The sequence below is a fragment of the Syntrophorhabdales bacterium genome (assembly GCA_035541455.1).
GTDB lineage: Bacteria > Desulfobacterota > Syntrophorhabdia > Syntrophorhabdales > WCHB1-27 > JADGQN01.
This window is the reverse complement of record DATKNH010000135.1, coordinates 1-12,126: the sequence shown is the minus strand read 5'-3', so window position 1 is coordinate 12,126 and position 12,126 is coordinate 1. Positions and strand designations below refer to the sequence as shown.

Genomic DNA, 12,126 nt, shown 5'->3' with positions numbered 1-12,126 from the left:
CCTTTACCTCTGCGACACCGCGCTAGCCCTGCTGCCAGTCACCGCTCGTTCCTGCAGGTAGCCTCCCTGCATCAGGAAATTGTAGATTTTCTCACTCACGACTGTATGGCCTTCCGGCGTCCAGTGGCGCCCTTGCTCCGGGTACGTGAATGAATTGCTCAGATCAACAAAGGGAATACGGTTATCCTTGAGGTAGTTCTGAAACTCCGCATTCGCGTCGTGTAACCCGACGATAAACGCAGCCCCTCTGCTCGTGACGAAACGATTCATGTTTGCGATGATCGCACGCGTAGGGTCCTCGACGCGTACTGTCGCGGGTCCCGTAATCTTGAAATAACCATTTGCAAGCAACCTGAACCAGTATGAACGGCTGAGCAGATCATGCTGAGCGATGAAATAGTCGTATGATTTTGGGACAGGCACTCCCTTCAACGTCAGTTGGTCACCGTCGGCTGTGAAATAAGGCTTGAAGTAGCTGCCATACCTTGCATTGTAAGAGTTATCCAGTTCATCGTTGCCCGAGCCGAACAAAACAACTACAATCTTGGGTTTGTAGAAACCGTACTGCTGCATGAGGAGCAGATACTCCTGGTCTGTCCCGTACCCGCTGACCCCAAGATTATAGACAGCCCAGCCAGGCAGTTTTGCGCGGAGTTTTTCAGTAAAGCGCTCCTCGCTTTCCACATCATATCCCCACACGAAGGAATCCCCGAGGAACAGAATTGCCGGCCTGCTGTCGATGACGCGCTCGGGATCTCTGAAGCCCCGGCTGTTGTGTGAGACCTTAATCGGGCGGCTTCCGGTAAATGTCCTATCGCTGCGCTCGACAGGGAACCAACCCAATTTCTCATCGTACCTGTACAGCAGGCTTTTTTCATTCGTGCGTGTACGCAGGCTGTTTTTGAGCAGAACTCTCATCCCCAATTCTGTGATGCCTGCGCAGAACATCACGGACAGCAGCACAACCAGCACATTATAGAATCGATTCTTCTTCACGTAAGCGCTATGCGCAAGCCATCTACGCAATAATTACGGTCGAAATGATACACTGTGCATGCCCAAAAGGCAAGGAGACGCGGGGCGATGCTGAAGGTGCTGCTCCCTTGCACCCTCTGAACGAATGCATTCGGCAATGCCAAAAGCTTGGGAGAAACCCGACCGCCCGGGGGGTGCGGTACGGTAATTGGAATATCGTTTCAATTTATTGACAAGCGGATGTCTGCGCTATAAAATTGTATACAATCTTTGGGTCGTGTCGCACCATACTATCAAGGAGGTAACACAGGATGAGCAGAGCTCAGGTTTTCGAGAAAAGGCCCCCGGTGCTCGGGATCAACGGTCTCGGACGAATTGGAAAGCTGACGCTGTGGCATCACGTGGCGAGAAAGTACTTCGAGGGGATCGTTGTCAATCTCGGGCGGGAGGTGGGCCAGGGACTGGAAGCGGTAGCCCAGCTGATCGAAAAGGATGCGACCTATGGATTACTGCACCGTTTTCTCCACGGTGTTAAATCTGAAAGGGTGGTTCAGATAGTCGATGCAAAGAGCGGCAAGATGCTCGTCGACGGCATGCCGGTCACTGTGCTCAGACAATCGAGAAACCCCGCCGAGATTCCATGGCGCGATTACGCTGTGGATGTCGTGGCAGAATGTACGGGCAAATTCAACGATCCCACGCTTCTCGCGGACGACAACAAGGGATCTATACGCGGCCATCTCGCCGGCGGCGCAAGAGCCGTGGTCAATTCTTCGGCCTTCAAAATCAAGAATAAGGCGCTTTCCATGCCGGAGGATTGCGTTACCCTCATCTACGGCATAAACCACCACGCCTATGACTTTAAAAAGTTCCAGCTGGTCTCGGCCGCGTCCTGTACCACTACCGGGCTGGCTCACATGGTGAAACCGCTTCTCCAGACAGAGGAGACGAGTTCGATCCTTACGGCATCGATGTCCACGGTCCATGCAGTGACCAACACGCAGAGTGTACTGGACACTGTTCCGAAGGCGGGCGAGAAAGACCTGCGAAAAAACCGGAGTATACTCAACAACATCATCCTGACGTCTACCAATGCTGCCGAAGCGCTGGTGCAGGTGATTCCTGAAGTGAGGAACATCGGCTTCATGGCAGATTCGATACGGGTTCCGACCACTACGGAGTCGCTCATCGTGCTCAACGCCACCTTCCAGGCCAAAAACGGTACTGCCGCATTGGTCAACACTAAATTGATAAACGGGATCTACCAGAAAGTAGCGGAAAAGGATCCGGAGCATCTTCTTGTGTATAGTGCAGAGCAGAACGTATCAACTGACCTTATCGGTGTGGACGCGGCAATTGTGATAGAGGGTCAGTTCAACCACACACGCACAGCCTTCATAGACGTGGACCTTTCGCAAGTGCCTGTGCTTCCCGAAGGGCTGATCGACTCTCTGCCCACGAAGAACCTGCGTGTGCCGGTTGTCCACGCGAAGATTTTCGGCTGGTATGACAATGAGTACGGCAGCTATACCAACAGGATGGGCGACCTGACGGTCCACGTGCACAAAAATCTTCTGTAAGGTCGGCTTTTATATTGTTATGCGATGAGGTTCTGCTGATTCAGTCTCGTGCTTGCCGATATAGACTGCGCCGCTCCACCCGTCGATGCTGATAAAATCACCGCCATTGATGACGCGGCCGCTGATCTTGCTGTATCTCTCCGCTTCGTAGACCCTGAGCTTACTGAATCCCACGACGCCTACTTTGTTGAGCTGGGGAATGGTAACAGCAGCATGGGAGGTTGCTCCCCCCTTTGCGGTCAGGATGCCGTCAACATTAAGAAGCACACCCACGTCTTCCGGCACAGTGTCGGGGCGTATCAGGATAAGAGGGGTCTGGGGCTCTTCAGCGCGAAAGCGGCTAATCTCCTCATCGCAATAGACGGCGCGCCCTGATAGGGCACCACCGCTCACCCCGATCCCGCTGCCGATGAGCGACGCATCGAGACTGCCTGCATCTTTGAATATCTTCAGTCTTGTACCATCCAGTTGCGCCATGTCACGCGTCTGAAGAATGTGAAGCCCGGTCTTTGTCGAATTCTCGAAAGTAAACTCGATCTCTTGATGGTTGAATCCTCTCTCGTAGATGAGCACCTCCGAGAGCCTGACCAGTTCCCTGTATATCTCGGGGAATCTTGTTTCAAGCGAAATGGCAGAATCTCTCCTTTCCATTACCCGTTGTTTTTCTGAGATGGGAAATGTCTCGACCAGGCCGGAGACTATGTCGTCGCCTTGCACGCCGAAAATAAAATCGCCGAAGAGCGTCACCTCCCGGGATATGCCTTTCGGGTCCCTTGTGAAGATGACACCCGACCCGGAGTCCCGGTTGAGGTTCCCGAAAACCATGGCCTGCACGATCACTGCGGTGCCCCACTCGTCGGACAGGTGCATCTGGTGACGGTAGATATTTGCCTGTTCCGAGTGCCAGGAGGCAAAGACCTCCATGATCGCGTGGCGCAACTGGTCAGGGGGGTGATCGGTGACTGCGATGCCGCTCTTCTCCAGGGCTTCTCTGTACGCAAGCGCCACCTGCCGCATCTGTTCAGGGACGAACTGGATTTTTCTGCTCACATTGTAACGCCGTTTGAAGCTGTCCATGATCTTGTCAAAATAATCCCTGTCGAGACCCTGGAACATACCCCACATCTGTAAGAACCTGCGATAACAGTCCCAGGCAGCCCACGCGAACTCCGGGCGCTGGCTCAAGCCTTCGGCAACTGCTGGGTTTATTCCTACATTGAGAAAGGAATGCATCATGCCCGGCAAGGATATAGTTGCACCGCTCCTCACCGACAGCAGCAGAGGGTTCGACGGGTCTCCAAACGTTCCTCCTGCCGCTTTTTCCAGCTTTTTTATTTCGTTGCCGATTCTCACGCTCAGATCGTTGGTGATGTACTTGTAGCCCACGACAGCATCGTGCGCGCGGAATACCTCAGTCGTGAGGATAAAGCCGGGAGGGATTGGAAAGCCGAATGACGCGAGTTGCTTCAGGAAGTAGCCCTTGTTACCGATCAGGATCTGGTTGTCCAGTTTTTCGTTTCTCCTGTGGATCGGTGAGATCGTGAGATCGGGATCGTAGGCCATCACCAGGTTAAGCAGGCGTCTGTTGCTCTTGAACCGCTCCATTTCAGCGCCGAGTGTCCTCAGGATGCTGTTTACAAAAGTGTCGAGTACCTGCAGGCCGAATGCCGAGGCGATCATGGAGCGTATAAAGTTTTCGGAGTGCTGGTAGATGGTCTCTTCGCCGCGGCCCTGCGTATCGTCACCTGCTGTCTTCTGGTAAATCTGCCCGATAATGACCGGAAGGTTGGAGCCGTGCGCGTCTATGTAGTAATCGCGGATAACGTTCTGAATCCCTTTTGAGATAAACTGGAAAATATCGAGGTACTGGTCTATAGAGAAGTCCTTTATCTGCAGAGCGCTGGTGACATACTTGATTTTTGCGACCAGCCCTTCAGTCGCTATGCCCTCAAGGTCAAGGGCTTTGACATAAAGCCAGAGGTACTTGTGGATCTTTGTGAGCGTGCTTCTCGTGACGAATTTCAGATTAAGTTGTGCGATCATCTCCTCAAAAAGAGTCGTGGCCAGGCTCTCCAGGCGCAGCGACAAACCGACCGCCTCAAGTTTTTCTTCCCTGTACGTGCCGTACATTGAGGGAATACCGGCCGCTATATGTCGCTTGTAATAGATGTTTTCAAAGAAGGTAGTTTTGGTGGGAGAAAGAATCCTTTCTTTCAATGTCGAGAGAAAGCCGAGGATGACGACGAGGCTTTTGTAGTGCTCCTGAGAGGTGAGCGAACGCTTGAGCGCGCGAATTTTCTCAGAGTCGAATATGTGGGCCGCCTCCAGCTCCTTGAGCAGGTCCAGGTGCTGCGGGTGATATTTTTTATAGAGAAGCTGATAGAGCCTTATCATCAGGCCCGCCCGCTCTCTGTCCCGCTCGCTTACTCTCCTTGCGCTGTGTATCTCCCGTTGTATCTTTGCCTTGTCCCACGAGAGAAATTGAAATGGACCTGCGCCCACCGTTTCGAATAACTTTTTGAAGAGCGTGTGCATGCCCTCGAAATACTCACCATTACCCGGGACCTGCTCGAAGACCTCGTCCGGCAGGTGCTTTCTCAGGTGCTCTCTTTCTCCGGTGTACCAGTAACGGAATATATCCTCGATGAAACCTACCAGGAGGCTGTTGCTCTCCACGTGAGACTGCTTCCGAAGAAAATAGATGAGTTTGTCGTTTCTCCGCGAAACTTCATCCACCCGGGTGGAGATGTCACGCAGCTCACCCTCTGCGCCTATCTCGCTGAAATAGACCGGGAACATCCTGAGAATCTGCTTAGACAGGTTGTAGGCCGGGGCTATGTCGGAGTTAAGGAAAGCTGAGATGTCCCGCTGCAGGAGGTCCGTGTCCCTCACGAAGACGCCTCCCAGCTTGAGATTAATGATAAGAGCCGATAGAAGCCTCTTGGTCCATCGCGGCCTCAGGCCGATGATTTCCAACCAGCAGCGTATATTTTTGACATGGGCCGGGTTGACCTCCACCTGCCACTCGGTGGTCGACCCTCTTACCTCCGGGTATTGAAAGCCGAAGGAGATGAGTTCGTTGATGAAGGTATCGACCAGCGCGTGGTTCTTCTGATTGAAAACCTCCCTCGCGATTGTGCTGATGCAGTCGATGATAGTGGAGGGATACTGCTGGCGTGACCCGCTCTTCTTCAGAAGATCGAATATATTCCTGACGAACTCGTGCAGGCCTGAAGGGTCCTTCTCGCTGAATACCATGCCCAGACAGTGGTTGATCTCCCGAAGGGCCGTACCGTGGACATCGGAAAGTCCCGCCACGTTGATGATGTTAAAAAGGAAGTCCAGTTTGACAAGGTGTTGACGACCCGCGAAGACCGGTGAGCGTTCCAGATCGTCCGCGATAAGCAGGTATCCGTTTACGATCTGAAAATAATCGGGCATTCCGATATACGCGCTAACCTCTCCGTTGCCTGTTGACAGTGGGTTCAGTTCTTCCAATAGCTTTTCCAGTTCCGCATGGCTCAAAGGCTTGATCAATTCTCTGTAGGTTGCCGCACCCTCGAGGCTCTCGTCGTTATGTGCCAGCCACCTCAGAGGATCGGGCTGGGATAGCCAGAACCGATAGGTGGCGCCGAACACGTTGTGAAGAAAGCCTCCCAGGGGCCCCCCCGTCAGGTCTGCTCCCTGGGAGAGGGCTGATCTGAGAAACGGCTTCACATAAGTGGAACTCTTTCGGAAAAGAAGTTTTTGGGCTGACGATGCCTCGAAAAGGTTGTCAAAGAGAGGAGGCAGCAGGGCGAGGTTCCGTGGGAGAAACTCTCTGCTTTTCGATACCACCGTGTCCATGAAATCGAACAGATAGCGGACTGCTGTCTCCTTAACATCCTCTCCGGCTGACCGGATAACGTCGAAGTATATGCCCATGATAACATTGAGGGCTGGCAATCCTTCGGGATGCGTGTTGATCTCATAAAAGTCGCCCACCGAAAGATTCTTCAGGGCACCCATAACATACTCCCAGTTGACGTAAGGGTGGTGCAGCTCCAGAAGCAGTTCCCGCGCCTTCTTGTGAACGCCGTAGTGACTTTCCACGGTGCGGAGGAGGACATCGTATTTGGAAGGGATCTCAACTGCTGCAGCAGTCGCTTTCAGATTCACCTGCAAGGCCGATGAGCGCAGGTTATTCACCTGTTCGTTCATGCTCTTGTTACCTCTCCGCTGTATCTTGGTAGGGTGGGCGTGCATATGGTAATGCTGATTGAAAATTTTTGCAAGAGCGGTGCCAGCCGGGCAGTGCTGTATCTTTGAGCCGTGAGCCTACGTTGTCGCTTCACGATCTCTGGAAACGGAGAATTACCTGGCGCACAATGACCGGATTCTGTTTCTCAGGTTCTCAAAACTGAATGGTTTGCGAAAAAACTCTGATCGGGGGATGTCCTCGATGTTGATGCCAATCTTCTTTATCTCTGCGACTTCGTAGCCGCTCATAAAAAGAAACGCTATATCGTCATCTATCTTGCGCATTTCAACAGCTGTGGTGAGTCCATCGGTTCCAGGAAGCATAACATCGATTAAAGCAACGCACACGTCCTTCGCATGCTCTCTGTATTGAGCCAGAGCCTCAGCACTGTTTGCGGCAGTAAAAATAGGATAACCTTCTCCGCTCAGCCATTCGCTTAAGACAAACATGAGCGAAGAGTCATCTTCTACAAGCAGTATCCCTGCGCTTGGCTTCATCGCTTTTGCGCTGCTTTAATCCTTAAACCTCGCTGGTTCTTCAGCGCACTGGCGGTATGATTCTTTGTAAGGCAGCGAATGGCGCTTGTCAAGAGCGGCAAGGGGCGAGGCATCTTTCGCGGCTAACTTCGTTGCCCATCGGTCCGTCCTTCCTCGACGTACCACCAGGTGCGCCGATACCCCTGTATTAGCCGGGTACCCGCGACGAATCAAAGGAACCGAACCAGATCCAACCATCACGCGGGTGGCAAATCCATCGAAATCTGCCTCGCCCCCCAGTGGCGTTCGCATATACTTGAATTACACCTCCGGCAGCCAGACGCGACTGTTACAGATTCGCGTTGTTCAAAATCTGAGCAATGAGCTGGTGCACCTGAAAAGAATTGATTTTCCTCGCAAGTCGATTATACTGGATGGAAAAATAGTTCTTCGCGAGGATGCGCGAAGGGGGGAGGGAAGGGATGAATAGAACCGTAGCAGTCGCAGTAGCACTTCTCTTGATTGCGGGTACTGCCTTGCCCTGCCTGTCGGCAGCACCCAAAGAGCTTGCGAAAGAGCGACCGGTGGGAAAGATAGAACCGGTAGCATTCTTTTATGGACCCATGCCGACTGGTGTCACTGTTTCATGCACGGGCCGCATGTTCGTGAACTTTCCTAAGTGGGGAGACAACATTGCGTACACCGTGGCCGAGGTAAGGAAGGGAAAGATTGTTCCTTACCCTGATCAGAAAATGAATACGTGTGAGAAGGGAAATCAGAAGGATTGCTTTGTCTCTGTGCAGAGCGTGGTAATCGATCCGAAGGACAGGTTATGGGTCCTGGACACGGGCAGCGTGGCCTTCGGCCCGACAAGCTTTGGCGGACCCAAGATCGTAGGCATTGATCTGGCAACGAACAAGGTTTTTAAAACCATCATCTTCCCTGAAGATATCGCCCTGAAGAATACGTATCTCAACGACGTCCGGTTCGACCTGAGAAAGGGAACGGAAGGGATGGCTTTCATCACGGATTCGGGAGGCAATGCAATCATCGTGGTGGACCTGGCCTCAGGAAAGAGCTGGAGACGCCTTGTCGACCACGAGACGACCAAGCCGGTGCCTGGCATGCTCGCCATTGTGGAAGGAAAGCCGCTTTTGCTCTATATTCCCAATCAGAAGCCGGTTCCCCTGCAGGTAGGCGCCGACGGCATTGCGATCAGCAGCGATGGCTCAAGACTTTACTACTCTCCTCTTACGTCGCGCCATCTCTACAGCGTCAGCGTTGATGCCTTGATCGATCAGTCGCTGCCTGATGGAAAAGTGGCCGAGACGGTGAAAGACCACGGGTGCAAAGGAGGAGCATCCGACGGCCTGGAGTCGGATGCCAAAGGTCGTGTCTATCTCACGGACTACGAGCATAATGCCATACACCGCATGCTGCCTGACGGCACGTTTGAAACCATAGCGCACGACTCGAGGATGCTCTGGCCAGACACGCTCTCTGTCGCTTACGACGGCTATCTCTATTTCACCGCAAACCAGATCGAGAGGCAGGCTGTCCATTGGGAAGGCAAAGACACACGACAGAAACCCTATACGGTCTTTAGAATCAAAATCGATGCAGAGCCTGTAGCATTGAAGTAAGGCGACAGACAAGGGGGGTGCCTTGATGAAGACGAACTCAGACCGAAGGAATTTTTTGAAAACCTCTGCAATCACGGGAGCGGCGTTGCTCGGCACGAGTTTTTCCAGCGGCATGGGGGGTCTTGCGTATGGAGCCGGCCGAAAGGAGATCAAACCGCGCGGAGAAAAAGTACCGGTGGCCGCAGAAGCAGACGTGGTTGTGATCGGAGGGGGGCCGGGAGGATTCGGCGCTGCCCTGAAAGCCGCGCGAATGGGCGCGAAGGCGGTTCTCGTAGATCGCTATGACGTGCCGGGAGGTGTCCACACGGTGGGGCTGCAGGGCGCGTACAACGAAGGTGTCGGAGGGATTCATACTGAGTTGATGCAGAGGCTGGTCAAAGAAGGTCACGTATACACTGCGACGGAAAAAGCATACCCTGATTTTGCAGGCAATCCGCTGTCGCATTATGATTGGAATCTCAAGCAAGGTAGTCCGCTTGCCCGAAGCACGTTCAATCCTGACACGGGCGGATCTGTAATGCTGGCGATGTTGCACGAGGCAAAAGTGACAACATTGTACAATACGACATTCGTTGATGTGATCGTGAAGAAGCGTGCCGGTGGTTCTGCGACAATTGAGGCTGCGCTCGTGAAAACCCTGACAGGTATGCAAGCGGTCAAGGGTAAGATTTTCATAGATGGATCAGGCACTGCTGAAGTGGCGGCGCGAGCTGGCGCTCCTTTTGTGCGGGGAGGAGGAGGGCAGCCCGAGACAGTAACGTGGGATGGAAAGAACCGCCCGCTTCCGGGAGGGCTGCTCTGGATAATGAGCGGCATAGATTTCGAAAAAGTTGCCGGATACCAGAAGAGCCAGAATGATCCTGCACTGAGCAAGCTCATTTCTGCTGCCCGTGAAGCCAGGGACATCCCGCCGGACCTATTCAGGCCGAGACTTGCGGGGACGTGCGTCTACGGCAACCTCTACATAGGTCATCCCACGCTTGATATGAGCCCTATCCAGGGACCGGGCACATTCATATTCTGGGAAAATGTTCCCTACGAATGGTCGCTCCATCTCGACGACAACATGGAGGACATGGTTCGTGGTCAGATAGCGATGAGAGAGTTTGTCGATGCAGAGGCGAGATTCCTGAAGAAGTACGTGCCGGGATTTGAAAACGCTTTCGTCACGAATATAAGCCATTACCTGGGCGTGCGCGATGGAAGGCATCCAAAAGGTGAATACATACTTTCTCTCGATGATGCTCTCAACAGCCGCAAGTTCCCCGATGCCGTCACAAAGCCTATGAAAAAGAGCTTCCACTGGGATTGCAGCAAGGTCCATGAATTTGAGGTTCCTTATCGCTGTTTCCTTCCCCAGAAGGTGAACAACCTCCTCTTGACAGGTGCGTCGCTCTCCTTCACCTACGACACAATCTTCATGGTCATGAGAAATTTCCCGTGGTGCACGCAGACAGGTGAGATTGCAGGGTTCGCCGCGGCTGAGTCGGTGAAGCAAGGAGTGACACCGAAAGAGTATAAGTGGCGCGAGCCTCTATTTTGAAGTCCGACGCATCTTTTGCGGCTAGCTTCGTTGCCCTTCGGCCCGTTCTACTTCGACGTGCCACCAGGTACGCCTGCGTAGCCCGTGCCTCGGAGCGCCTCGTTATGCATCAAAATGCGCCTCGCTCCAAAATTACTCATAGGCAGACTTGTGTGCTGCCTGTCAGGGTGCCCTTCATGGGTGCAAATGAAAATGGAGGAAGTTTCGCATGCAATATCTCCTGAAGTGCTTTGTACTGATCATGATATGGTTGGTTGTTCTTAGCACCCCTTTCGTGACAGCTGAAGGACGGGCGCAGGGGGCCTCGGATCTTGATGCGCAGGTGTCAAGATTTCTCAATGACAACCATGGCTCCTGGTCCTATTGGAATGTTCCTTATCAGGATGGAAAGATTCTCTATGATCTTGTTGTCAAGGGAGGCTTCAAGAATATTCTCGAAATAGGCACGTCGACAGGCCATTCTACCATATGGCTCGCCTGGGCTGCCTCAAAAACGGGCGGCACGGTGACTACCGTTGAGATCGATAAAGGGCGTCATGAAACAGCACGCAAGAACTTCAAAAAGGCGGGCGTTGAATCGTACATCGATGCGCGCCTTGGTGACGCGCACAAGGTCGTGCCCTCATTGAGGGGGCCGTTTGATTTCGTGTTCTGCGACGCAGACAAGGACTGGTATCTCCAGTATTTCAAGGACGTACGGCAGAAGATACCGCTCAATGGGTGCTTCACCGCGCACAATGTGCTGTGGAGCAGTGACAGAGACATCAAGAAATTCCTGGAGTATGCGAAACGGGATGCGCAATTCAGGACCACAATTGAGAGGGGGAGTGGGGAGGGGATTTCGATAAGCTGCCGCATATCAGAACCTTAAGCCGAGGCGTCTTTCGCGTCTAACATTGTCGACTTCGGGGATCGCACGATCCTCAACGTACCCCAAGGTACGCCTCCGGTCGGCGACCCCTCGTCTTCTCGTTATACATCGAAATCAGCCTCGGCTTAGATTGACCCACTGGACGTCCAGCAGTATCCAAACCGATTTCCGTTTGTTATGTCACACCGGCTAATTAACAGTATAGGAGTTGCTGGTATAATGGGAAAGGGGGTCTGCATTTCGCCACGCACAGGATAAGGGTACGGAAGGTTAAAACCGGTGTGCGTATACTGGATATACTTGCCGTTTTGGCAGAATATCCAGTATGAGATGAATTCTTGTGCATACGTAATTGTTACGCATGGAAACCAAAAGATTGCTCGCATGGTACTGGTATGATATAATGTCATACTATTATCGGGAGGACGAGAGAATGGCCAAAGAAAAGATAGCAATTACGCTGGATAAGGAATTCATCGGCGAACTAGATGGGCTAGTCAGAAGGCATGTCTATCAAAGTCGCAGCCAGGTCATCCAGGAAGCCGTCAGTGAAAAGCTCTTACGGCTGAAACGAAGCCGACTCGCGATCGAATGTGCCAAGCTTGACAAGGTTGCCGAGAGAGCCATGGCTGAGGAAGGACTGAATGAGGATGTGAGCCAATGGCCAGAATATTGAGGGGCGAGATCCGATGGGCGGACCTAAACCCGACAAGAGGCAGGGAGCAAGCCGGACTGCGCCCGGTTTTGATCCTCAGCCACGATATCTTTAATGAGCGGTCGGGAACGGTCATAGCTGTG

General features: G+C 52.9%; 8 protein-coding genes. 5 read left to right on the top strand and 3 right to left on the bottom strand.

All coding sequences use genetic code 11. The features are described from left to right. Positions 1 to 3: 3 nt before the first annotated feature. Entirely contained in the window at positions 4 to 996 is a 993-nt protein-coding gene (locus VMT71_14665) for an SGNH/GDSL hydrolase family protein (protein HVN25212.1), read from the bottom strand. A 290-nt stretch (positions 997 to 1,286) separates the two neighbouring features. On the opposite strand from VMT71_14665, the gene VMT71_14660 reads away from it, so the two are divergent. Continuing rightward, on the top strand, positions 1,287 to 2,555 hold the full coding sequence (locus tag VMT71_14660) for a glyceraldehyde 3-phosphate dehydrogenase NAD-binding domain-containing protein (GenBank protein ID HVN25211.1): 1,269 nt from the start codon (positions 1,287 to 1,289) through the stop codon (positions 2,553 to 2,555). A 9-nt stretch (positions 2,556 to 2,564) separates the two neighbouring features. Here VMT71_14660 and VMT71_14655 read toward each other — a convergent pair whose 3' ends face one another. Beyond that, complete coding sequence (locus tag VMT71_14655) at positions 2,565 to 6,755, bottom strand: PEP/pyruvate-binding domain-containing protein (GenBank protein HVN25210.1); 4,191 nt, start codon at positions 6,753 to 6,755, stop codon at positions 2,565 to 2,567. A gap of 153 nt (positions 6,756 to 6,908) precedes the next feature. Next, positions 6,909 to 7,292: a response regulator gene (locus VMT71_14650; GenBank protein HVN25209.1), complete on the bottom strand. Its 384-nt coding sequence runs from the start codon at positions 7,290 to 7,292 to the stop codon at positions 6,909 to 6,911. A gap of 461 nt (positions 7,293 to 7,753) precedes the next feature. Here VMT71_14650 and VMT71_14645 point away from each other — a divergent pair, with 461 nt between their 5' ends. From VMT71_14645 to VMT71_14630, 4 genes are all read left to right on the top strand, one after another. Continuing rightward, on the top strand, positions 7,754 to 8,914 hold the full coding sequence (locus VMT71_14645; GenBank protein ID HVN25208.1) for an L-dopachrome tautomerase-related protein: 1,161 nt from the start codon (positions 7,754 to 7,756) through the stop codon (positions 8,912 to 8,914). A gap of 25 nt (positions 8,915 to 8,939) precedes the next feature. Beyond that, positions 8,940 to 10,457 carry an FAD-dependent oxidoreductase gene (locus VMT71_14640; protein HVN25207.1) on the top strand — a complete coding sequence of 506 codons (1,518 nt, stop codon included), beginning with the start codon at positions 8,940 to 8,942 and terminating at the stop codon, positions 10,455 to 10,457. Positions 10,458 to 10,665: 208 nt separating this feature from the next. Beyond that, the gene (locus VMT71_14635; GenBank protein ID HVN25206.1) at positions 10,666 to 11,328 is read left to right on the top strand and encodes a class I SAM-dependent methyltransferase; all 663 of its coding nucleotides are present in this window, start codon (positions 10,666 to 10,668) and stop codon (positions 11,326 to 11,328) included. Positions 11,329 to 11,761: 433 nt separating this feature from the next. After that, positions 11,762 to 12,004, top strand: coding sequence for a ribbon-helix-helix domain-containing protein (locus tag VMT71_14630; protein ID HVN25205.1), 243 nt, complete (start codon positions 11,762 to 11,764; stop codon positions 12,002 to 12,004). Positions 12,005 to 12,126 lie beyond the last annotated feature (122 nt).